The following is a 19994-nucleotide window of genomic DNA, read 5'->3' on the forward strand; positions in this document are numbered from 1 at the left end:
ATGAGTCACGACCGTATTCACGCACGGGAGCCCGCTCACCACCGTGATCGGTGGTCGGTCGGGACGATCGCGTCGGTCGCAGAGCGAGACGGCCACTGTGTCGTCACGGTCACCCCCGAGGAGGGCAAGACGATAGACCTCGTCGTCACGCTCGCCGTTCGCGACCTGTTCGTGAGTCGGCTGGATATCGACGAGGAGGAGTCACCCGTCGGCGAGCGTGTCTGGTACCGGAAACACGGCGGTCACACGTCCCAGTCATAGACCTGGGATGCGTTTCTCGCGATCACATCCAAGCCTTTCCGACCGTCTCTGTTGTTGACGCAGGTTACAATCTGACGACGCAATCCCTGATACGGTGAATCGCGTTCGCTATCATATACAGCGTATCTTCAACCAATCATTGACTAGGCTGTTGACCCGCCCCTCGGATTTGAGCACGGGTGTTGATATCCTGAAAAAGAACCTCTAGAAGGGCGCGGCCGGGGCTCCATCGTCTTCTCCGCCGCTTTCCCCGGTGTCGGTTGTTTCTCCAGGGAATGACGGGCTCTTGCCGCCGTGGCCACCCCCGCCACCACCGCCGGTATTAGCGTGAACGGTCTCTATTTCGGCAATCTCGTTCACCATCCGTTTCTTGATGGCCTGGATCGTCATCGGAGAGATACCGCACCCGCTGCACGCACCCCCCAGCTGGATGGACACCTCGCCGCTTTCCCGGTCAAGGTTCTGGATCGCTGCCGATCCCCCGTGCATTTCGATTTGTGGGAAGTTCTTCTGTAGGAAAGTCACGATTTCCTCGCGCAGGTCCTCCTCACTTTTCGCTTCGGAACTCATACCCCTCTGTTTCGACTCTGGCCGTATAACTCTGAATTAACATGATTTTTTGAGTTATTCCAAAGTGACATCAGCAGCGGTATAATTGGGTGCCCCGACTCTCGAGTGGCCGGGGGAGGAGGTGTAATCCCTGCCAGGTCCGGGCACTGAATCTTTTATTTTTCCGCCCGTCGATCCAGTGATGACCGAATTCGACCCGGAGAAATTCGAAGACAAATACGTCCATTACTTCGAAGAACTGGAGACGGCATACTCGAATGCGTACCAGCAACTCCACGGACAGGCCGACTCAGAGGTTCTTCGCGCCATCGACCGACAAGTGCTCAACGAGAGTGAACCGGTCTACGAGGGCGATGGACAATTCCGCATCACCTTACCTGACGATATTGAAGAGCGGAAACAGACCTTGCCCGGCGACGAGGAGACCTTTGATTCCCTTCTCACGGAGTTTGTCGACCGGATCGAAGATGAATTGCGCCAGATCTTCGGATTTGAAGAGTAAGCGCGGGGTGGGATCCCTTGATCTGGAGGGTGGATCAAAAAATAGTCGCCACGAATACAGCGGTAGTGATATCGTTGCGCTCTCGCCCTCTGCGCTACTGAGTTGCGTTATATCTGGTCGCTCCGCTCACGTGTGGCTTCTCCGATGGCAGCATTCGCTGAACAAGCAGGACACGCATACACTACGCCTGTCTCATCGCCAAACACTCGTCTGAACCGATCCGAAACGTGCTCTCCGCAGGTGCTGCATTCTGGCATGGTGTTATCAATACGGAAGGCGTCCAATGCTGGACCTGGGAGTGTCGTCGTCTACGTGATTCAGAACACCCGCAATGCTGATCAGAGCGTCTGCGTACCCACGATAGTTCGACACGACACCGGTTGGGACAGCGGGTGAACGGTGAACCGACATGTCCGTATCTGTCATCGCTCAGTAGAACTCCCGGACGAGGTCAATCGCGTCGTCCGGGGCGCCGTCGGGGATGTCGGCCATGTTCTCGGTGAGTCCTTCGCGCTGTTCCCAGGGGGTGGAGTTCTCGTCTCGGTAAATGATGCCCTGCTACTCCTTGTCGGATTTGAAGTATGTGAATCTGACATCTGAGATCGTGTTGCTATCCTCTCCGCCACTCGATACTGACAGCTGGAGTCTCTGTCGCATTATTTCTCATTCCGGGTCACCAGTCGCTCAAATGACTGCTTGTCATCACTTCGATTGTTTGGGTGTATTGGGATCTACTCGTTCGATTCCTGCCTCAGCGAGTTCGGTTTCCACTGCCGGGGGAAGCGTTTCGAGTGTCTCGTCTACTTGTGGAGCAACTGATATACCGTCGACTCTCAGTGCCACTAACTTTCCACGATTGCCCTGTGCGGCGACCTCGAATTCGAACGGGCGATCTCGTTCGTCGAGCGCATACACCCAGACTTTCGAGAGGCCGTTTGCGCTCTCCCAGTGAGCGCTGTTGAGGACGCTGAGACTTCCTGCAGGGGGAACACACGGCGAGCCACACGCCTGGCACTGGCCGGGATGTGGCGAGGTGCCAACGTACTCGTAGTCGGTTCCACACCGGTAACACTGTAATGTCAGAATCATCGTCAGCGCTCATCCCCCCCGAGTTCAGAGCCTCCCCGCTCGCCCCGGGTCAACGTCGATGGCGTCGACAGGGCAGACATCGACACAGAGCATACAGTCGATGCACTGGTCCTCGTAGGTGGGATCGGCCTTGATTTCGGACTCGGGGTGGCCAGGGGTATCGGTCCACTCGAACACGTCGACGGGGCAGTCCTCCAGACAGGCCCCGTCCGCGATACAGATGTCGAAATCCACTGCGACGTGGGTTCCGTGGATGCCCTGTTCGTCCTCCCTTGGTTCCTCGCCATCTGTCGTCCATACCCGGTGGTCCTCGTGCCGGTCAACTTCCTCGTGGGAGTTCTCGAAATTCGGATCGATAGCCATCGAGATATCCTCTCGTACGTTGTGTAGCGTTCAGCCGACCTGGTCACTACCCGAGCGATCCCTCCATCTCGAGTTCGATGAGCCGGTTCATTTCGACCGCGTACTCGATGGGCAGTTCCTCCGTGAGCGGTTCGATGAAGCCAGCGACAATCATCTGCTTGGCGTCGTCGTCGTCCAGCCCACGTGATTCGAGGTAGAAGACGTCCTCGTCGCCGATCTTCCCGACCGTCGCCTCGTGGGCGACGTCGACCTTGTTCTCCTGGATCTCCATGTACGGCATCGTGTCCGATGTCGACTCGTTGTCGAACATCAGGGCGTCACACTCCACGCTGGTCGAGGAGTTCTCGGCGCCGTCGGCCATGTGGACCAGCCCGCGGTAGTTGGTGCGGCCGCCGTCTTTCGAGATGGACTTGGACTCGATAGTCGACTTCGTGTCAGGCGCGTTGTGGTAGACCTTCGCGCCGGTGTCGATGTTCTGTCCTTCGCCAGCCATGGCGATGGTGATGTGGTTGTCCGTCGCGCCGGGGCCCTTGAGGATGGTCGACGGGTACAGCATCGTGGCTTTCGAGCCCATCGACCCCGACACCCACTCCATTGTGGCGTCCTTTTCGGCGAGGGCGCGTTTGGTGTTGAGGTTGTAGGTGTTCTTCGACCAGTTTTGGACCGTCGAGTACTGGACGTGGGCGTTCTCCTTGACGAACACTTCGACGCCACCGCTGTGCAGATTGAACGCCGAGTACTTCGGCGCGGAACAGCCCTCGATGTAGTGAACTTCGGAGTTCTCCTCGGCGACGATGAGGGTGTGCTCGAACTGACCCATCCCCTCGGAGTTCATCCGGAAGTACGCCTGCACGGGCATGTCGACGTTCGTGTCCTCGGGGACGTAGACGAACGAGCCGCCCGACCAGATCGCACCGTGTAGCGCCGCGAACTTGTTGTCGCTGGGCGGGACGGCCTTGGTCATGAAGTACTCCTTGACGATGTCTTCATGCTCTTGGACGGCCTTGTCCATGTCACAGAAGATGACGCCCTTGTCCTCCCAGCGCTCTTGCATGTTCTGGTAGACGATCTCGGACTCGTACTGGGCGCCGACGCCCGAGAGGGCGTTCTTCTCCGCCTCGGGAATGCCCAGTTTGTCGAAGGTGTCCTGAATCTCCTCGGGAAGGTCTTCCCAGTTCTCGGCGCCGCCGCGCGTCTCGATGTCCGGGCGAATGTAGGGGACGATTTCGTCGATGTCGACCTCGCTCAGGTCAGGCTGACCGGGCCAGTCGGTTGGCATCGGCATCTCCTGGAACTGCTTCAACGCTCGCAGCCGGCGCTGGAGCATCCACTCGGGCTCGTCTTTGTCTTCCGAGATCAGGCGGATGGTCTCCTCGGTGAGCCCTTTCTCAGCCTCGAAGGCCGACTTCTCCTCCTTCTTGAACTCGAAGCGAGCTTCGGTATCGGTGTCCTGAAGATGGTCTTGTTCTGAACTCATGAACTTACGTTGAGACTCTGGGCCCATAAGTTTGATTCATAACTATCTTTGATAGCCATCTGTACGAATAATCTCTCAATCTCTGATTCTGAGTATTCAAATTGGTAATCGATTTTTGCTATATAAAAACTTACTATCGCACAGGCTCAAAAGCGGCATATGGTATCATTATTCACCGCTCGTCAGTCCAGGAAGCAGTCTGATAGCCGACCTCTGCTCAGAGCCGGTATACCCAGTTCGTCTGCTACTTTCCGGAGTTGCCGGGCTTGGGATATCCGCTTGTCCCGCCGGCAGCGACGCTCCCGCTCTGTTATCGGGGGGAGCTGAACGTGACTGGGTCATTTACTACGCCAAGGGTTCGCGAACAGGGCTCTCCCGAGGAACACGGTGAGACGGCCGAAGAAGAGCAGAATGACCTGTCGGCCAAAACGTGTCCGGAGTGCAGTGGACGCATCGTCCACGACGAGGCACAAGCCGAAACCCACTGTCAAGACTGTGGTCGCGTACTCGAATCAGATCAGATTGACCGCGGACCTGAATGGCGTGCGTTCGATTCGCGCGAAAAGAATGACAAGTCGCGGGTCGGAGCCCCCCAAACCCAGCAATTACACGATGGCGGCCTGTCGACGGTTATCGACTGGCGAGACGAAGACGCGTATGGACGGTCGCTCTCGTCTCGTCAGCGAAAGAAAATGCGACGTCTTCGGAAATGGGACGAGCGGTTTCGGACGAAAAACAATCGGGAACGGAATCTAAAGCAGGCGCTGGGGGAGATCAACCGGATGGCCTCCGCGCTTGGATGTCCCGATCCGATCAGGGAAACGACGAGTGTGTTGTATCGGCAGGCACTGGAAAAGGACATGCTCCGGGGCCGGTCGATCGAGGGAATGGCAACAGCAGCCCTCTACGCCGGGTCACGTCTGGAGAATGCGCCCCGGACACTCGATGAAGTTACTGCCGTGAGTCGTGTCGATAAAATCGAGATCGAGCGCACCTATCGCTATCTGGCAGATGAACTGGAGCTCGAAATGGCCCCGACGGATCCCGAAGCATACATTGCCCGGTTCGCTTCCCAGCTGGAGTGTCCCGATGAAACGGAACGTCGAAGTCGGGAACTGACTCAAGCTGCAGTCGAAGCGGGTGTTCACAGTGGGCGAAACCCAGTCGGGATTGCAGCATCAGCGCTATATGCAGCTGCCAAACTCACAAATCAAGACGTCATCCAGGACGATCTGGCCGAAATCGCTAACGTGAGCAAGGTCACGATTCGGAACCGGTACACGGAAATTCTTGAAGCGGCAGACGAGGTGTCAAGTGGGTGAATAGATCTAAGCGGAAAGCAGTCCTCTTCTGTTCGTCATGTGGGCACGAAACCCCCATTGAAGGCGATTGGAACGTTCCTTCTGATGGTGGCCAGTACCGGCTCGAATGCCCAGACTGTGGAGCTCGACTATTCGCCGTTAGCTAAAGTACTGTGAGGGTGCAGCCTGTATCTTAACAGTCTTGAGCCTCTACTGGTAGATAATGAGAGAAACCGATCCGGATCACTCTGAAGGAACGGTGTATGTGTGCCGAGAGTGTGGAACCGGTGTTAAAAACGCGGGGCAGGGAAACAAGTGTCCCGATTGTGGTGGCCCAATGCGAAACACAGCTGTCCCGCATGACTAATCGTTCATTATTCTGAACAGTACATCATAGCCAGTTGACTCAAACGAACGCTCGTGACTCCGCCGATCAAGTGGAACCCACCGGGATCAAGGGCTTTATCCGATGAAATCAGGCATCTAAACAAGACCCAGAGAGTGTATGCAGCAAACACTCCGAACAAGAATTACTGATCGCTGACCACTAATTGCAGACGGTATGTGAGTCTCAGTGCGAGTCCCGTCCGGACGAGTGCGGTCAAACGTCGTGCTCGTTACTCGCGTTTATCTTTCCAAGTGACAGTGCGCCCCCACGTCGTCGCCTTGCCCCACAGGCCCGAGCGCATACACTCCAGCTCGACGATCTGGCTGTTGTCGACGAACAGGTTCACCTCGGGGCCGAAGTTCTTGATGTACCACTCGAACATCTCCGGTCCTGGAGCCTCGAACACCAGATTCTCCGTGCCGAGTTCGTTGGCGATCCGGTAGGCGACGTCGGTGCGCCACTCTTCGACCTCTTCGGTAATCCCTTCAGCCTCGACCATCAGCAAGTCCGCGCCTGCGTCGAGGTGCTTTCGCCCCTCCTCGATTGCCTGTTCGGGGTCCTGCTGGCCTTGACGCTCCAGTTCCTCGGGATCAGAGGCACCGCCCGCGCCGAACTGGACATTGATTTCGGGTTTCGGTTCGATATCGTACTCCTCATCTGCCACCTCGGTCAGGCGGACGATGTCGTCGCTACCCATTGCGAGGAATCCACTGGAGATCTCGACGACGTCGAACCCAAGGCGCTCGGCTTCCTCAAAGTACTCGTGGATCTTGTCGTTGTCCCGCACGAGGACGTTCTCGATGTACCCTCCAGTGGAGACCTTCACGTCGTGTTCGTGGCAGATGTCGATGAGGTCTGTGACGGCGTCCTCGGGCATCAGCGCGAACGACCCGCCGGAGAACTTGTAGATGTCGACGTACTGGCCCATCGTCTCTAGGATATCCCGTAGCTCCCGAGGGCCCATCGGATCGTAGTAGGGCCCCCGAATCTCCGTGATGCCCCTCTCGCGTGGCTTCTCCTCCCTCTCGTTGTGGTGCAGGAACTCGAAGGTGCGCTCAACCATCGTTCATACGGACATTCGTCCGCTTGGCACTTAGAGACAGCGTCAGAAGGGAAGCGGACTGCCGTTGCCACGTATGGCCAGGACCTATGCCAGCAATCCTACGAGGTCGTCGAGGTCGGTCGATTCGAGATCTCGCACCGTTTCGACGACCTCCGTGCGACGGCGCTCGTCGAACTGGCTCGCCGTAGCATGGAACTTCGCCTCGACCTGGTCCCAGTCCATCGGCTGCGTGGGATGGCCCTGGAAGGCATTCTTTTCGACGACGTGCGTGGTGCCGTCGGTCATCGTGATCTCGATGCGCGCAGGCATCTCGCCGCCCTCGAACTGTTCGGTGAACGTGCTGTCCTCCTCGACTTCGACCGTCCGTAGCAGCCGCTGGACATCGTCGGCCCGGATGCGCTCAGCCTCGTACTGCTCGTTGCCCATCTCCCGGTCGATGAGCGCGGCCGCGAGCATGTAGGGCAGCGAGTGGTCGGCTTGGGCCTTCGTCTCGACTGCGTATCGGTCGCCCTCGCCACCGCCGATAATGAGAGCCGCGCCCCCGAACGTGTCCAGGTGGATAGAGTCGACCCGCCCGTGGTCGATGTCCTCGGCCTCGGCGAGTTCGATGATGCCCTCGACGGCCGACTGCGCGTAGGTCTCGGCGACGTATCGCTTGGTCATTACGTCGTGGACCCGCGAGCAAGCGGGGTCGAGATCGACCGTGAAATCGCCGCTGATGACCTGCTTCCAGCCCTTCTGGCCCTCGAAGAGGTTCTTCGGCCCTTCCATGCCCTCCTGCGCGAGTAGGCAGGCGTACGTCGCATTGCGTGCGGCGTTTGCAGACGCGATGCCTTTCCACTCGTTGATACCGCCGGTTCGGGTGACCCGGAGAGCGTTGTGGGCGGTACCCGCGATGCCAATGGCGTTCCTCGTCGCCTCAACGTCGAGGTTCAGCATCTTCGCGACGCCGCAGGCGGCCGAGATGACGGTGTGGGTCACGTGGTCGAATCCTTCATCCCGGACCGGCGCATTCCAAGCGAGTTCCCCTTGGACCTCGTAGGCCACGCCGATGCCTTCCAGCAGTTCCTCCCCTGTGGCGCCGGCCTCCTCTCCAGCGGCGACGATGGCACCGATGTTGTCGCTGGGGTGGGGCGTCTCTCCAGGCGCCAGAAACGAGTCCATGAAGTCGAGGTACCGGGTGAGAGCAGTGTTATGCATCGCGGCACCGACCGGCGAAGCTGACTCGCTGCGCCCCCATAACGTACAGCTGGTGCCTGGATTCGCCCGGCGGCAGATGTCGTAGACGTCTTCGACCGGTTCATGACCCAGCGCGGCGATGCCGATTCCGAGGGAATCCAGTGTGCGTTTCTTTAGCTCTTCGCGTGTGTTCTCCGAGAAGTCCTCGTGGGAGACGGCGTCGACGAACGCGGCGAGTTCTTCGGTAGTTGTCATGGACGTGTGAGTACGAATCCCAAACGGAAATCGCTTGGCCGTCCTTGTTAACGGACGTCCGTAGTCGGCATCAGTAGCTCTTACCCCTCCCTGTGTCATACAACGGTCATCACGCTACGGAGGATGAAAACCGAAGCGGGAGCCGCCGACGCCGTCGTGCATGATCGCGCGATATCACGCCCGTCGGCTGCTCACGCGTCGTAGGCGTGGCTTTCGAGCGTCTCCAGATCCACGGAATCCAGCACTGCCTCGTTGGTCGCTTCGAGAACAACGGGTGGGACGGTCGTCTCCGGGAGGCCTTCGGCTCGCGTGGCTTCAAGCGCTTCGATCCACCGTCCGAGACAGAGACACCAGCGATCGCCAGGGGAAAGCCCGGGAAACTCTAACTCCGGACGCGGCGTCACAAGGTCGTTGCCCTGCGCTTTGCTGAACGACAGAAATTCGTCGGTCATGACCGCACAGAGCTCGTGTCTGCCTCGATCGTTGGGATGGGTTCCACAGCAGCCATCGCGATCGAAGCCAGTCCTCGGATCAGTGCTACAGGTGGCAAGTTCCTCGCCGACGACGTTTCGTTCGGGCATACCGATAGAGCGTGATCCATGGCCAAAAGCCTCCCCGTCCGGGATCGTTCCTGTGACGCTCCTCCTACCCCATCTGCCTCGTGTCATACTTAGGCGTGCAAAGCTAAGTGACGGGCTCAGGTTTGCACGTTGAGTGATTTACATTCATTTCGTAGAAATACACACGAGAGGTAGTCTTGTGGTGGAGGTCGCGTTAACTTTGGCATCGATCCCACCAGACAGCGAGGGCTTGGAGCCACGATTCTGCTGTCGTCGGCTCCACGTGGCTAAACGTATTTGAAAACGAAGAGGTTCGTCGTTTTATCTCACGAAATAGACGTTCGACGGCATTCCGATTGCCATGGCGTTCGTATCTGCAATCGAGGCCGTGTCGATCGAGGGCAGTTTGAAGCCATTGAGCATTGTCGACGAGAAACACGGCGGTTTCGACGTCGTGTTTCTCGCGTAATTCGCTCAGGAAGATTTCGGTTAAACCAGTCGTATACGTGCTAAAAAGTCGTATGTGAAGGAATGTGTTTGTTTCAGGATCGATGGCGGCGTACAGCCAGTATTGCTGATCGTTGATTCGAATCACGGTTTCGTCAAGCGCAACGTGATTCGGGCTCGCACCGCCTTCGGGCTGTAGATCGGCCTTCTGCACCCAGTTGTGGACGGCCGTTCGAGAGCGTTCGACACCCAACCTCTCAAGAATCGAGATGGTATTCGAAAGTGATAGTCCAGCCACGTGCATCTGAATACCGAGCCGCATCGCGAACTCGGGTGTCCGCTGACGCTCCACAAAATCTAATTCGATCCAGTCGCTACCGTCGCTGAGGCGTGTGATTTCGGGCATAGACACTCAGAAATCAGCACGCCTCACTCTTCACGCTTAACTTGACACGACTGTGGTGGATCACAAAAATCGGTGGACCAGTGAATCGGTCTTCACTGGACTGGGCTTCGCGTAGATCGTGGCTCTTGCAGAGGGAGCCAGCGTGCGATAGACTCTTGCAATCCTATGAGAAGGCCGCTCTGTGTACCATTTTCGGATACTTCAATGTGAGATATTCAATTTGCCAAGCTGAGTTTCAGGAAAGAGAAAATATGCCACCGTCCGTGACGAACACGACAAACCGTACGAACGTAATATACACCCAAATCGACCGAATTCGTGACCTTCGTACTCGTTATGCCTGTACGCTCATCTGTAGAAGCGTATACCTGTACTTGCCGATCCGTTATCTGGAGTGTCTCGGAAGCTCACAGGTGCGATCAGACCACCGGTTTTCCGCAGGTACCGACTTCTTCAGATGAGCGTTCGTAGTATTAACTGAATGCGAATGGACAGCGTTCATTGTTCCCCACTCCCAACCTCGTGATACTCACTCTATGGCAACAGAGCACTTCTCCCACGATCCAGCGGCCGACGAACGGGCCGACTACGACTACCAGGGCCAGCGGGTCGAACGGCCGGGGCTCGTCGACGATCTCAAGGACCTCGCGGGCGACGTTCGCTTCGACGAGTACTCGCGGCAGATGTACGCGACGGACGCGAGTGCCTACGAGGTGACGCCGATCGGCGTGGTCTTCCCTACTTCGACCGACGACGTCGCGGCCGTCGTCGACTACTGCGCCGACCGCGAGATTCCGGTCCTCCCGCGGGGCGGCGGGACGAGCCTCGCCGGACAGGCCGTCAACGAGGCTGTCGTTCTCGACTTCACCCGGCACATGAACGGGGTGACGTCGATCGATCCGGAAGGGCGTACGGCGACCGCGGAGCCCGGCGTCCTCCTCGGCGAACTCGACGCCGAACTCAAGGAGTACGACCTGAAGTTCGCGCCGGACCCCGCGTGGGGCGATAAGAGCGCGCTCGGGGGCGCCATTGGGAACAACTCGACGGGCGCACACTCGCTGAAGTACGGGAAGACCGACGCCTATGTCGAGGAGATCGAAGCCATCCTCGCGGACGGCACCGTGACGACGTTCGGCGAGATTGCCGTCGACGACCTCCACGATGCGGCCGACCCCGACGCGGACGATCTCCTCGCGCGCATCTACGCCGAGGTCGTCCGTATCCTCGACGGGGAGGCCGGCGAGATCGAGAAACAGTACCCCGACCTGAAGCGCAACGTCTCGGGCTACAACCTCGACGTGCTCGTCGGGGAAGCCCGCGACGGCGACACGGTCAACCTCGCCCGCCTGCTCGCCGGCTCGGAGGGGACGCTCGCGATCGTCACCGAGGCGACCGTCTCGCTCGAACCCATCCCGAACACGAAGTCGGTCGCGCTGCTCACCTACGAAGGGCTCGTCGACGCCGTTTCGGACGTCGCGCCGATCGTCGAGAACCACGACCCAGCCGCCGTCGAACTCGTCGACGACACACTCATCGACCTCGCGTCCGACACCTCCGAGTTCGAGGATGTCGTCGAGAAACTTCCCGGGGGAACCCGATCGGCGCTCCTCGTCGAGTTCTACGCCGAGGACGATGATGACGGGCGGAAACAGGTCGCGGACCTGCTCGCCGACCGCGTCCCCTCGGAGGGTGGGGACGCCGACACCGTCATCGACGCCGATGTCGACCGGTACGCCTTCGACGCGCTCGAGGCCCACGACGAGGAGACGCGGGCGCAACTCTGGAAGCTCCGGAAGTCCGGGCTCCCGATCCTGAAGAGCCGGACGACCGACCGAAAACACGTCTCGTTCATCGAAGACTGTGCAGTCCCGCCGGTGCGTCTCCCCGAATACGTCGAGGGCTTTCGCGACATCCTCGACGACCACGACACCTTCGCGTCGTTCTACGCACACGCCGGACCGGGCGTCCTCCACGTCCGTCCGCTCCTCAATCTCAAGGACGGGGCGGATGTCGAAGCGATGGAGGACATCGCCGACCGCGTCACCGACCTCGTCGTCGAACTCGGCGGCAGTGTCTCGGGCGAGCACGGCGACGGCCGCGCCCGCTCGCAGTGGAACGAGAAGCTCTACGGTGAGGAGCTCTGGGGGACGTTCCGTGCGCTGAAGACCGCCTTCGACCCAGGCTGGCTTCTCAACCCCGGGCAGGTCTGTGGGGTCGACCCGTCCGAGACCGGCGGTGACGGCCCGCCTCAGCGCGCGGCGACTGTTTCGACGACCGAGAATCTCCGGTACGGTTCGGAGTACGACTTCGAGGCAGACTTCGAGCCCGAACTCGAGTGGCGCAACGACAACGGATTCCAGGGGATGGCCGAGCTCTGCCACGGTTGTGGGGGATGCCGCGGCGAGCAGGAGACGACGGGCGACGTGATGTGCCCGACCTACCGCGCCTCCAAGGAGGAAATCACGAGCACTCGCGGGCGCGCGAACCTGCTCCGGCAGGCGATGAGCGGCGATCTCCCCGAGGACGAGCAGTTCGACGTCGAGTTCATGCACGAGGTGATGGACCTCTGTATCGGCTGCAAGGGCTGTGCGAACGACTGCCCGAGCGAGGTCGACATGGCGAAGATGAAGGCCGAGATCACCCACGAGCACCACCAGCGCGAGGGCGCCTCGCTGCGCGATAGACTCTTTGCGAACGTCGACACGCTGGCGGAGATCGGCAGTCGCACCGCCCCGATCTCCAACTGGGCGACAAAGATATCGGGTGCCCGCGAACTGCTGGAGGAGACGGTCGGCATCGCGGCCGACCGGACGCTCCCCACCTTCAGGTCGGAGACGTTCCAAGACTGGTGGGAGGACCGCGGCGGCGCCCAGGTCTCGAAGTCCGAAGCCGAGCGCGAGGTCGTCTTCTTCGCGGACACCTACACGAACTACAGCGACCCCGAGGTGGGGGAAGCCGCGGTCCGTGTGCTCGAGGCGGCCGGCGTCCACGTGGCGGTCGCCGAGCGCACGGACAGCGGTCGCCCCGCCCACTCGAAGGGTTTCCTCGAGAAGTCCCGCAAGACCGCGAAGGCGAACGTCCGCGAACTCGCGCCGAAAGTCGAAGACGGCAAGGAGGTCGTGCTGGTCGAGCCCTCGGACGCGGTGATGTTCCAGTCGGACTACCTCGACCTCCTCGACAGCGAGGCGGCGAAGACGCTCGCCGGGAACGCCTACGGCGTCTGCGAGTACCTCGACACCTTCCGTCTCGATGAGAACGTCGACTGGGACACCCCGGACGCCTCGTTCGCCTACCACGGCCACTGCCACCAGAAGGCGACCAAGAAGGACCACCACGCGGTCGGCGTGCTCCGACGCGCGGGCTACGATATCGATCCCCTCGACTCGGGGTGTTGCGGCATGGCCGGCTCGTTCGGCTACGAGGCCGAGCACAAGTCCATGAGCGACGCCATCGCCGCGATCCTCTACGACCAAATCGACGACTCGCCCGCCGCCCGCGTCGTCGCGCCCGGCACGTCCTGTCGCACCCAGCTCGGCGACCGCGACGGCCGCAGCGAAGAGCCGCCGACGCCGGTCGAGGTGCTCGCGCGGGTTGCGTCGGTGTGAACACCGGGGTCGCCCGAGTCGAGCGACCGCGACCGTCATTCAATCACCGCCACTATCAAACAGCATCACGTACTTCCTCCGCGAGGTCGGGATGGTGTTCGTCAAGAATTTCGACATCGGTCGCTAATCGCTGGATTTTCTCGCATCCCTGTCGTCAACGAAGCTGGTAACCTGACCGGTATCGTCTCGCTTGATGATCTCGTCGCCGTCATCGGCGAGCAGCTCGAGGAGGTCTCGGGAGCGATCGAGTTTCAATCGCCGGAATACAGTCCATAATTCGGGGATATAACACTGTCCGGTTTCGCGACCCTCACCGCTACGACGAGATCCAAATGCCCGGGGATATCAGGCAGACTCGTTCCGGTTTCATATCGGGGGTCCCGCGCACCTATGATGGGGCAGCGGGGCTCCGAGCGTTCGTGCGACCGCCTCAGTGGCCCGAAATCCGCACCACGTACGGCTACAACGGTGCTGTGCGAGAACTTGCTGTGCAAGCTCCTGATGTACACGAGGAAGGCACGATCATCGTGGACGGCCGATTCCAGCCGTATGATGCTACGCTGCCCAGCGAACTACATTGCGGGTTCGAGGTACAAGCTTCACAGTCAGGGCCGCTCGGCCGGAGGGTACGCGCCGATGGGCGCGAAACGTTCGACGTATCCGTGCTTGACCTCCCGGAAGGGATTACAACAGCACAGCAGCGGAGATCCCCACCGGCCACAAGCAGTCGACCGGTGGACCATAGCCTTCGCTACAATCCACGATGCCATCACCCCTACGTGGAACCATGCGTCTTTAGCTAACTGAAGAACCGCCGGACAGCACGGTCTATCGAGGCTTCTTTTCGAGAGCGCTCATCTGTAGAAGTCAGTACTTAGAATTTGTTCGAACCAGTTGTCGGTGTTGAGAATCCAGCCCAAGAAATTCAGATAGCCCTGTAAGTGGTGTTTTGAGACGCCTCGGAACCTTCGCAACCAGTTGCGAAGCTGTCCCGTTTCGAGTATTTAAAACCCGGCGGTGAGTTCTACCGGGTACAGTTGAGAGACGTATTCAAAAGCGGTTGCAGCGACTGCAACAAGAAGAAAACGAGTTAGAGCGTTCCCTTTCGACGACGGATGATCAGCTCGCGGACTCGTGCTTCATGGTCAATATCGCCATCGAAGTACGCGGTCAGAATCGCCTCAACAACCTCTGAACGGCTTGCTTGGAGATCAACGCACTGCTCGGTTAGCTCGTCCAGTTCCTCGACGAATTCATCCGAAATGGACACGTCAAATTCCGTGTTTGACATCGCTTAGGAGCCTGTCTGAAAAACATCGCCAGACGGCGCGGTTGAGAGCAAACTAGATTTCCAGTTATATCGTAAATTCTAATTAGCTCTAACTCAGCTTTGTACGTTGTCTAAATGATAAATTCGGGATGAATGAGCGTAAAAACCTATCTGCTGGTGGATTGTATGGGTGCGACCGTGTGACGATCTGTGCCTGATTATATCGGTCTGTCGCATTTCCCCAAATCGTGGCTGATACTGCGCTGTCGATATCATCGGTATTCGCCTGCGGAGGGTCGCTGTATCGCGATTCATATAATCTGTCTAATGTGCAAAGCTGAGTGACGAGGTTAACCCGCTTGAGGCATAACTCGACTGCATGGACGTGGTCAATCCTTCGACCGGTGAACGGATCGAATCGTACGAAACTCATACGAAAGACGACATTGACGGTTCTCTTGATCAAGCCACGACGGCCTTCGAGGAGTGGCGAAATCGTCCGCTCAGGGAACGCGAAGAGCTGCTCGAGAGCGCAGCTGAAGTCCTCCGCGAGAACAAACAGGAGTACGCCGAGACGATGACCCGAGAGATGGGTAAACCCATCACTCAGGCCGTCTCCGAAGTCGAGAAGTGCGCGTGGGTCTGTGACCACTACGCCAAGTCGGCCAGCGAGTATCTCCAGCCAGAAGGCCACTCCAGTCCGCCCGGCTCGAGCGTCAAGACCGTCTACGAACCGCTCGGCCCGGTTCTCGCAGTCATGCCATGGAACTTTCCCTTCTGGCAGGTCTTCCGGTTCGCCGCGCCGTACCTGACTGTGGGCAACGTCGGCCTCCTGAAACACGCCTCGAATGTCCCCGGCTGTGCCAAAGCCATCGAGGATGTTTTTAACGAAGCCGGCTACCCCGACGGTGTCTTCCAGTCGCTGCTGATTCCCTCCGATCTCGTTGACGACATCATCGCCGACGACCGTCTGCGAGCCGTGACGCTCACGGGAAGCGGTCCGGCTGGTCGGGCCGTCGCATCGACAGCCGGTGAGCACCTCAAAAAAACCGTCCTCGAACTCGGTGGGAGCGATCCATTCGTCGTTCTTGACGACGCCGACGTCGCTGAGGCCGCCGAGATGGGTGCCTGGGCTCGCAACCAGAACGGCGGCCAGTCTTGCATCGCCGCCAAGCGCTTCATCGTCCACACGGACGTTTACGACACGTTCGTCGACGAACTCGTCTCGGAAATCAAGTCCTACACGGTCGGCGATCCGATGGACGAAGACACGGACATCGGTCCCCAGGCCCGCCAAGATCTCATGGAGGAACTCCACGAGCAGGTCCAGCAGAGCGTCGACGCCGGCGCGGAAATCGCGACCGGCGGTGAACCGCTTGATCGGGAGGGGACCTACTACCTGCCGACCGTCCTGACTGACGTGCCCGAAGGCTGTCCTGCTGATGCCGAAGAGACATTCGGTCCAGTGGCCGCTGTATATGAGGTGGCCGACGAGGAGCGGGCGATTGCGAAGGCCAACGACACCGACTTCGGACTGGGTGCAAGCATCTGGACCGAGGACCGCGACCGCGGCGAGCGCGTCGGCCGGGAAATCAACGCCGGTTGTGTCTATGTAAACCAACTCGTCAAATCAGACCCCCGCGTGCCCTTCGGCGGCATCAAGGAGTCCGGATACGGCCGTGAACTCTCCGGTGACGGTATCAGGGAGTTCGTCAACAGGAAGACGATCTGGGTGGAATAAATGAAGGCATCGGACCTGTTGGTCGCGGCACTGGAACGCGAGGGTGTCGAGCACGTCTTCGGCCTGCCTGGCGAGGAGATGGAGGACCTGCTGTTCTCGCTGCGAGACTCGGAGGTGACTTTCGTGCCGGTGCGCCACGAGCAGGGCGCGGCCTTTATGGCCGATGTCTACGGACGGCTGACCGGCGAGGCCGGGGTCTGTCTCTCGACGCTTGGACCCGGTGCGACGAACCTGCTGACCGGCGTCGCCGACGCGCATCTGGACAAGAGTCCGCTAGTGGCCATCACCGCGCAGGGTGGTCTTGAGCGGCTCCATCAGGAGAGTCACCAGGCGATAGACGTCGTCGATATGTTCGAGCCGGTCACGAAATGGAACACCCAGATCGATGCCCCAGACATCATCCATGAGTCGGTCCGGAAGGCGTTCAAGCTAGCCGAGCACGAGAAACCGGGCGCGACTCACCTTGAACTCCCCGAGAACGTCGCAGCCGAGGAGACACTAATGGAGCCGCTCGCTGTCCGCGAGAGAGTCGAGTCCGCCGCACCCAACGCGCACGCTCTCGACCGGATGAAGGAGTTACTCAAGAATGCACAGCGTCCGATCATCATCACGGGCAACGGAGCCGTGCGGACCCAGGCAGCGGAACAACTTCGCGAACTCGTCTCCGTGACGGACCTGCCGGTCGTCTCGACGTACATGGGCAAGGGTGCGGTATCGGACGCCGAACGGCACTCGTTGATGACGCTCGGCTCCGGTGCACAGAAGGAAGCGACGAGCGCTATCGACGAGGCCGACCTGGTGCTCACCGTCGGGTACGATATTGCCGAACACGACCCGGCTGACTGGGGACACGGGAACGCCGATATCGTTCACGTCGACAGCGAACCGGCCGAGGTGTACGAAGCCTACTCGCCTGAGGTTGAAGTCGTCGCCGACATCGGACAGACGCTCCAGGAACTGGTCGACTGGTGTCGGGAAGCTGGACTCTCCTTCGACACTGACTGGTACACCGATTACCGGGAACGAATAGTCACTGATGTCGACCGTGAACCAGGGTCGGATCCTCCTTTCACTGTTCGAGACGTGTTGCCAGTACTCCGGGACGCGATGGCTCCCGAGGACGTGCTCATCTCGGACGTTGGCAGTCACAAGATGGCGATCGCACAGAGCTTCCCGACGTACGAGCCGAACACTTGCATCATCTCGAACGGTCTCGCATCAATGGGGATCGCGGTTCCGGGGGGTCTCGCAGCCGACCTGGCGGTCGATGCGAACGTCGTCGCAGCAACTGGAGACGGGGGGTTCCTGATGAATGCCGCCGAGATCGAGACGGCGACCCGGTCCGGTTGTGGCTACACCATCATCGTATTCAACGACGACAATTACGGACTCATTTCGGAGAAACAGCGCGACCACACAGGTGAGTCGTTTGGAAATCAGCTAACCAATCCAGATCTCGTGGCCTTCGCCGAGAGCTTCGGTATCGACGGGTACCGGCCCGAATCGGGACCCGACCTCCAGGAGGTGCTCAGGTCTGCAGTCGGCGATGACATGGCACTCATCGAAGTTCCCGTCGAATGAACACCCCCACCGATTCACAGAGCGAAGAATACGTCGCAATCATCGATCAAGACGAAGTCACCGACGAAGTACGGAACATCGCAGTCAAGTACGATCCGTTGAATCGGTCCGGACACGAGGGCTTTCACATCACCGATGATGGCGAACTCCACATCGACGAGAGCAAGGTGATGCGAGAGCACAAGCTCATCGAAAAGAAAATTCCCAACGACGCGATTCGAATCGTCCCGCTTCCGTCCGAAACAGGCCAGCTCGTTCACCAGTACGCCGAAAACGGATTTCGACTGTATAACCTCCCGGCTCCGGACGATGGAGCGGTTATCGGCCTCCTCGGCCGGAACGGAATCGGGAAGACCACGGCCTTGCGTATCTTGGCCGGTGAGTTGGTTCCGAACTTCGGAACACAAGACCGGATCGACTGGGACAGGGCGGTCGAATCGTTTCGGGGGACAACTCTCCAGACGCATCTCGAACGGCTCCGTGACGGAACGGTTACAACGGCCTACAAAAGCCAGCGAGTCGACTCACTGTCCGATACGGACGACGAGACGGTTCGACAACGACTGCTCTCGCGGTCGACCGACTCCGATGACCTCATCGATACACTTGGCCTCTAATCAATCAGTGGCCGGTCGCTAGGTGACCTCTCCGGTGGTGAACGACAGCGTGTCGCCATCGCAACGACGCTGTTGAGCGATGCAGACCTCTACTTGTTCGACGAACCGTCGTCCTTCCTAGACGCCAAACAGCGGTCGACTGTTTCGCACGTAATCCACGAACGTATTCAGGATACCGATGCGTCAGCGATCGTCATCGAACACGATCTGGCGATGCTTGACCTGCTCTCGGACGGGGTCCATATCCTGTATGGGGCCCCGGGTGGCTTCGGAGTCGCCTCCCAGCGACTCTCGGTTCGTGCAGGTATCAATCAGTTTCTGGATGGATACCTGGCCGAAGAGAACGTTCAGATCCGCGGCGATGCTATCGAGTTCCCTTCAGCCAGCGAGCGTGGGGTACCCAACAAGGACCCAGTCTTCGAATACCCGGAACTACAGAAGGAATTCACCGGATTCGCGTTGTCAGTCGATTCAGGCCAGATTTACGCGAGTGAATCGATCGGTATCGTCGGAGAGAACGCTCTCGGAAAGACGACGTTCGTGAAACTACTCGCAGGGGGTATTGAACCTGATAGCGGAGCTGTTCCGGGTACTCTTTCTGTCTCGTACAAACCACAGTACATAGCGCCGGATAGCCAGGCGACAGTGCGCGAACAGTTCGCAGCGGTTACTGACATCCACTCCCGGCGCTTCAAAACATGGATCCGAGACCCGTTCGATCTCGAGGTGCTGTACGACCGACATCTCGATTCCCTCTCCGGCGGCGAACTACAGCGAGTCGGTGTCGCACTGTGCCTCGCTCGCGATGCCGATCTGTATCTCATCGACGAACCGTCTGCGTTTTTGGACGTTGACCGGCGTGTGTCCCTCGCTGACCAGATTCATCAATTTAGCAAACGAATTGATCAACCGATTTTTGTTGTTGATCACGATCTCTTCGTAATTGATCGATTCGCCGATCGCTTAGTCGTGTTCGAAGGAACCCCAGGAGAACGTGGGCACGCGAAGGCACCACAATCGATACGAGATGGGATGAACACGTTTCTCTCGTCGCTTGAGATTACGTTCCGTCGCGATGAGCGCACGGGACGTCCCCGAGTCAACAAGCCTGGCAGCCAACTTGACCGAGAACAAAAAGCCAATGGAGAATACTACTATGATCGGCGTCGTTGATCAGGCCCACGCCGCCCCGTGCGAAGAGCATGTTCGGGTGGAACAGCAACGCGGCCCCCGGCCGGGTCTGGTCCCCGATCCGGCCTCGCCGAGGCCCGCGGCGCTGTGGGGTCGCGCGTCCGTCCGGTAGACCCCCACCCGCCGGA

At 59.3% G+C, this 19994-nt stretch carries 19 protein-coding genes and 3 pseudogenes; 11 read left to right on the forward strand and 11 right to left on the reverse strand.

All coding sequences use genetic code 11. From position 1 onward, the window contains the following. Positions 1 to 261 carry a DUF7861 family protein gene (locus NBT82_RS07140; protein WP_251330859.1) on the forward strand — a complete coding sequence of 87 codons (261 nt, stop codon included), beginning with the start codon at positions 1 to 3 and terminating at the stop codon, positions 259 to 261. 204 nt (positions 262 to 465) lie between these two features. On the opposite strand, the gene NBT82_RS07145 is transcribed toward NBT82_RS07140, so the two are convergent. After that, entirely contained in the window at positions 466 to 831 is a 366-nt protein-coding gene (locus NBT82_RS07145; protein WP_251330860.1) for a NifU family protein, read from the reverse strand. Positions 832 to 1012: 181 nt separating this feature from the next. Between NBT82_RS07145 and NBT82_RS07150 the strand changes: the two genes are divergently transcribed. Next, positions 1013 to 1333, forward strand: a complete 321-nt coding sequence (locus NBT82_RS07150) for a DUF5783 family protein (RefSeq protein ID WP_345780681.1) — start codon at positions 1013 to 1015, stop codon at positions 1331 to 1333. Between the two features lie 107 nt (positions 1334 to 1440). Here NBT82_RS07150 and NBT82_RS20270 read toward each other — a convergent pair whose 3' ends face one another. The 4 genes and pseudogenes from NBT82_RS20270 to sufB all read right to left on the reverse strand — a co-directional run bounded on the left by NBT82_RS20270 (position 1441) and on the right by sufB (position 4262). Continuing rightward, positions 1441 to 1590: a DUF7563 family protein gene (locus tag NBT82_RS20270; RefSeq protein ID WP_420191838.1), complete on the reverse strand. Its 150-nt coding sequence runs from the start codon at positions 1588 to 1590 to the stop codon at positions 1441 to 1443. Positions 1591 to 1762: 172 nt separating this feature from the next. Continuing rightward, positions 1763 to 1891 (reverse strand): annotated as a pseudogene (locus NBT82_RS07155) (2-oxoacid:ferredoxin oxidoreductase subunit beta); the annotation flags it as partial. A gap of 555 nt (positions 1892 to 2446) precedes the next feature. Next, complete coding sequence (locus NBT82_RS07160; protein ID WP_251330862.1) at positions 2447 to 2785, reverse strand: 4Fe-4S dicluster domain-containing protein; 339 nt, start codon at positions 2783 to 2785, stop codon at positions 2447 to 2449. Positions 2786 to 2831: 46 nt separating this feature from the next. Further along, the gene (gene sufB, locus NBT82_RS07165; RefSeq protein WP_251330863.1) at positions 2832 to 4262 is read right to left on the reverse strand and encodes a Fe-S cluster assembly protein SufB; all 1431 of its coding nucleotides are present in this window, start codon (positions 4260 to 4262) and stop codon (positions 2832 to 2834) included. Positions 4263 to 4591: 329 nt separating this feature from the next. Here sufB and NBT82_RS07170 point away from each other — a divergent pair, with 329 nt between their 5' ends. From NBT82_RS07170 to NBT82_RS07175, 3 genes are read left to right on the forward strand one after another with little or no spacing between them, the layout of a single operon-like run. Beyond that, a complete protein-coding gene (locus tag NBT82_RS07170; RefSeq protein WP_251330864.1) occupies positions 4592 to 5584 on the forward strand; it encodes a transcription initiation factor IIB in 993 nt (330 codons plus the stop codon). Then, a complete protein-coding gene (locus NBT82_RS20410) occupies positions 5581 to 5730 on the forward strand; it encodes a DUF8106 domain-containing protein (protein WP_486617152.1) in 150 nt (49 codons plus the stop codon). Before NBT82_RS07170 ends, NBT82_RS20410 begins: the two co-directional genes overlap by 4 nt. Before the next feature lie 56 nt (positions 5731 to 5786). Beyond that, the gene (locus tag NBT82_RS07175; RefSeq protein ID WP_251330865.1) at positions 5787 to 5930 is read left to right on the forward strand and encodes a rubrerythrin-like domain-containing protein; all 144 of its coding nucleotides are present in this window, start codon (positions 5787 to 5789) and stop codon (positions 5928 to 5930) included. A gap of 250 nt (positions 5931 to 6180) precedes the next feature. On the opposite strand, the gene NBT82_RS07180 is transcribed toward NBT82_RS07175, so the two are convergent. The 4 genes from NBT82_RS07180 to NBT82_RS07195 all read right to left on the reverse strand — a co-directional run bounded on the left by NBT82_RS07180 (position 6181) and on the right by NBT82_RS07195 (position 9861). Continuing rightward, entirely contained in the window at positions 6181 to 7014 is an 834-nt protein-coding gene (locus NBT82_RS07180; protein ID WP_251330866.1) for a phosphosulfolactate synthase, read from the reverse strand. Positions 7015 to 7098: 84 nt separating this feature from the next. Then, positions 7099 to 8448 (reverse strand): MmgE/PrpD family protein, encoded by a 1350-nt coding sequence (locus NBT82_RS07185; RefSeq protein ID WP_251330867.1) that lies wholly within the window; start codon positions 8446 to 8448, stop codon positions 7099 to 7101. A 191-nt stretch (positions 8449 to 8639) separates the two neighbouring features. Beyond that, the gene (locus NBT82_RS07190) at positions 8640 to 9029 is read right to left on the reverse strand and encodes a DUF2237 family protein (protein WP_251330868.1); all 390 of its coding nucleotides are present in this window, start codon (positions 9027 to 9029) and stop codon (positions 8640 to 8642) included. 193 nt (positions 9030 to 9222) lie between these two features. Further along, entirely contained in the window at positions 9223 to 9861 is a 639-nt protein-coding gene (locus NBT82_RS07195) for an IS6 family transposase (RefSeq protein WP_251330869.1), read from the reverse strand. Between the two features lie 536 nt (positions 9862 to 10397). On the opposite strand from NBT82_RS07195, the gene NBT82_RS07200 reads away from it, so the two are divergent. Together NBT82_RS07200 and NBT82_RS07205 are read left to right on the forward strand one after the other, a co-directional pair. Next, the gene (locus tag NBT82_RS07200) at positions 10398 to 13466 is read left to right on the forward strand and encodes an FAD-binding and (Fe-S)-binding domain-containing protein (RefSeq protein WP_251330870.1); all 3069 of its coding nucleotides are present in this window, start codon (positions 10398 to 10400) and stop codon (positions 13464 to 13466) included. A 141-nt stretch (positions 13467 to 13607) separates the two neighbouring features. Then, positions 13608 to 13742: pseudogene (locus NBT82_RS07205) on the forward strand (CBS domain-containing protein); the annotation flags it as partial. Positions 13743 to 14320: 578 nt separating this feature from the next. Here NBT82_RS07205 and NBT82_RS07210 read toward each other — a convergent pair. Next, positions 14321 to 14452: pseudogene (locus NBT82_RS07210) on the reverse strand (IS1595-like element ISHti5 family transposase); the annotation flags it as partial. A gap of 104 nt (positions 14453 to 14556) precedes the next feature. Next, positions 14557 to 14757 (reverse strand): hypothetical protein, encoded by a 201-nt coding sequence (locus NBT82_RS07215; protein WP_251330871.1) that lies wholly within the window; start codon positions 14755 to 14757, stop codon positions 14557 to 14559. Between the two features lie 358 nt (positions 14758 to 15115). Between NBT82_RS07215 and NBT82_RS07220 the strand changes: the two genes are divergently transcribed. The 4 genes from NBT82_RS07220 to NBT82_RS07235 are packed head-to-tail and all read left to right on the forward strand — an operon-like array spanning position 15116 to position 19848. Next, positions 15116 to 16477, forward strand: a complete 1362-nt coding sequence (locus tag NBT82_RS07220; RefSeq protein WP_251330872.1) for an NAD-dependent succinate-semialdehyde dehydrogenase — start codon at positions 15116 to 15118, stop codon at positions 16475 to 16477. Further along, entirely contained in the window at positions 16478 to 18058 is a 1581-nt protein-coding gene (locus NBT82_RS07225; protein ID WP_251330873.1) for an acetolactate synthase large subunit, read from the forward strand. It begins immediately after the preceding gene. After that, positions 18055 to 18675 carry an ATP-binding cassette domain-containing protein gene (locus NBT82_RS07230; RefSeq protein WP_251330874.1) on the forward strand — a complete coding sequence of 207 codons (621 nt, stop codon included), beginning with the start codon at positions 18055 to 18057 and terminating at the stop codon, positions 18673 to 18675. Before NBT82_RS07225 ends, NBT82_RS07230 begins: the two co-directional genes overlap by 4 nt. Positions 18676 to 18678: 3 nt before the next feature. Beyond that, the gene (locus NBT82_RS07235) at positions 18679 to 19848 is read left to right on the forward strand and encodes a ribosome biogenesis/translation initiation ATPase RLI (protein ID WP_256476701.1); all 1170 of its coding nucleotides are present in this window, start codon (positions 18679 to 18681) and stop codon (positions 19846 to 19848) included. Positions 19849 to 19994 lie beyond the last annotated feature (146 nt).

Source organism: Haloplanus sp. HW8-1, assembly GCF_023703795.1.
Taxonomy (GTDB): Archaea; Halobacteriota; Halobacteria; order Halobacteriales; family Haloferacaceae; genus Haloplanus; species Haloplanus pelagicus.

Bases quoted from the DNA above. Each gene is read 5' to 3' on its own strand.
- NBT82_RS07140 (WP_251330859.1), top strand. From the start codon at position 1: ATGAGTCACGACCGTATTCACGCACGGGAGCCCGCTCACCACCGTGAT.
- NBT82_RS07145 (WP_251330860.1), bottom strand. From the start codon at position 831: ATGAGTTCCGAAGCGAAAAGTGAGGAGGACCTGCGCGAGGAAATCGTG.
- NBT82_RS07150 (WP_345780681.1), top strand. From the start codon at position 1,013: ATGACCGAATTCGACCCGGAGAAATTCGAAGACAAATACGTCCATTAC.
- NBT82_RS20270 (WP_420191838.1), bottom strand. From the start codon at position 1,590: ATGCCAGAATGCAGCACCTGCGGAGAGCACGTTTCGGATCGGTTCAGA.
- NBT82_RS07160 (WP_251330862.1), bottom strand. From the start codon at position 2,785: ATGGCTATCGATCCGAATTTCGAGAACTCCCACGAGGAAGTTGACCGG.
- sufB (WP_251330863.1), bottom strand. From the start codon at position 4,262: ATGAGTTCAGAACAAGACCATCTTCAGGACACCGATACCGAAGCTCGC.
- NBT82_RS07175 (WP_251330865.1), top strand. From the start codon at position 5,787: ATGAGAGAAACCGATCCGGATCACTCTGAAGGAACGGTGTATGTGTGC.
- NBT82_RS07180 (WP_251330866.1), bottom strand. From the start codon at position 7,014: ATGGTTGAGCGCACCTTCGAGTTCCTGCACCACAACGAGAGGGAGGAG.
- NBT82_RS07185 (WP_251330867.1), bottom strand. From the start codon at position 8,448: ATGACAACTACCGAAGAACTCGCCGCGTTCGTCGACGCCGTCTCCCAC.
- NBT82_RS07190 (WP_251330868.1), bottom strand. From the start codon at position 9,029: ATGCCCGAACGAAACGTCGTCGGCGAGGAACTTGCCACCTGTAGCACT.
- NBT82_RS07195 (WP_251330869.1), bottom strand. From the start codon at position 9,861: ATGCCCGAAATCACACGCCTCAGCGACGGTAGCGACTGGATCGAATTA.
- NBT82_RS07200 (WP_251330870.1), top strand. From the start codon at position 10,398: ATGGCAACAGAGCACTTCTCCCACGATCCAGCGGCCGACGAACGGGCC.
- NBT82_RS07215 (WP_251330871.1), bottom strand. From the start codon at position 14,757: ATGTCAAACACGGAATTTGACGTGTCCATTTCGGATGAATTCGTCGAG.
- NBT82_RS07220 (WP_251330872.1), top strand. From the start codon at position 15,116: ATGGACGTGGTCAATCCTTCGACCGGTGAACGGATCGAATCGTACGAA.
- NBT82_RS07225 (WP_251330873.1), top strand. From the start codon at position 16,478: ATGAAGGCATCGGACCTGTTGGTCGCGGCACTGGAACGCGAGGGTGTC.
- NBT82_RS07230 (WP_251330874.1), top strand. From the start codon at position 18,055: ATGAACACCCCCACCGATTCACAGAGCGAAGAATACGTCGCAATCATC.